Below are 1,514 nucleotides of genomic sequence, written 5' to 3' on the forward strand. Positions count from 1 at the left end.
ATTATTTTCTCTTTTATATGTACTTTTATCCTTGAAAGGTGGAATAAAATAAATGGAACAAAAAGTTGCGCTTGTAACTGGAAGTAGTAAAGGATTAGGACGTAGCACTGCTTTGAAACTGGCTGAAGCAGGCTATGACCTTGTTATTAATTATGCACGCAGTAAAACAAAAGCTCTAGAGGTTGCAGCTGAAATAGAGGCAATGGGACGTAGAGCATTGGTTATTAAAGCCAATGTTGGAGATGTTGAAAAAGTTAAAAAAATGTTTGCTGAAATTGAAGAGTATTACGGACGATTAGATGTCTTCATTAGTAACGCAGCATCTGGTGTACAGCGTCCTCTTATGGAGTTGGAGGAGTCACATTGGGATTGGACGATGGGTGTTAATTCTAAAGCTTTATTATTTTGTGCGCAAGAAGCAGCAAAATTGATGGAGAAAAATGGCGGCGGAAAGATTGTCAGCATTAGCTCCCTTGGTTCAATTCGTTGTTTCGAAAACTATACGGTTGTAGGTGTATCAAAAGCTGCCTTGGAAGCATTAACAAGATATTTGGCTGTAGAACTGGCACCAAAAAATATTTGTGTTAATGCCGTTTCAGGAGGCGTCCTAAATACAGATGCTTTAAATTCATTTCCAAATAGAGAAGAATTGCTAGTTGCAGCTGCGGAACAGACGCCAGCAGGGCGTATGGTAGAAGTACATGATATGGTAAATACGATCATGTTTTTAATTTCTGATGGGGCAAGTATGATTCGTGGTCAAACGATTATTGTAGATGGTGGCATTTCGTTACTTGTGTAAAAAATAGTGTTTGCATTGGAATAGATTTCATGATGATGGTTATCTTATTATCGTGGAGGTGATTTCAATGGCAAAGAACACAGAAGCTGGTACAAATGTAGGAAAAGTAAAACAACAAAACGCTGGTGGGCAATTTGGGACTGAGTTTGCAAGTGAAACCGACGCTCAAGAAGTGAAACGTCAAAACCAACAATCTCAGAACAAAGCTGCACAAGGCAATTTGGGACAAGAATAATCAAACAGGCACTCTTCCTAGGAAGAGTGCCTTACTTTGTGCATTCGGTACGTTTTTAGAAGGGATGACATGTTTGTTCTCCATTGAGGGATAAGTCGTGTATTTCTTAAAGTATAAGAAAGTATGGAATTTTCGATGCGTTTTGGTGTCTAGCGCAAGCAGCCAAGCCCCTCGAGTCACTTCGGTCCAGCCGCTGAAGTCAAAGAGCGACTTCACCTTCTGGCCCTCCAGTGCTTGTCGGGGCTGAACAGGGCGCTTGCGCTTTTCTTAGTGTCTAGCTCCGGGCGCCATCGGCTCGAGGTCATAAGCCAATCACTTTGGAAGGCAAAGAACGCCTTCTGTCAGCGCTCGTCTTATGCTTGTCGCCGATAGGCGGGCGCCCTGCGCTTTTCTTAAAAGATAAGAAAGTATAGAATTTTCGACACGTTTAGGTGTCTAGCTACAGCGCCTAGCCCCTCGAGACGTTTCGGTCCAGCC

General features: G+C 42.4%; 2 protein-coding genes. Both read left to right on the forward strand.

What is annotated here, in order from left to right; all coding sequences use genetic code 11:
- Window positions 1–52 precede the first annotated feature (52 nt).
- Complete coding sequence (gene fabL / locus AC11ZT_RS07710) at window positions 53–802, forward strand: enoyl-[acyl-carrier-protein] reductase FabL (protein ID WP_484059041.1); 750 nt, start codon at window positions 53–55, stop codon at window positions 800–802.
- A 67-nt stretch (window positions 803–869) separates the two neighbouring features.
- On the forward strand, window positions 870–1,037 hold the full coding sequence (locus tag AC11ZT_RS07715; protein WP_484059042.1) for a gamma-type small acid-soluble spore protein: 168 nt from the start codon (window positions 870–872) through the stop codon (window positions 1,035–1,037).
- Window positions 1,038–1,514 lie beyond the last annotated feature (477 nt).

Source organism: Ectobacillus sp. (assembly GCF_056992975.1).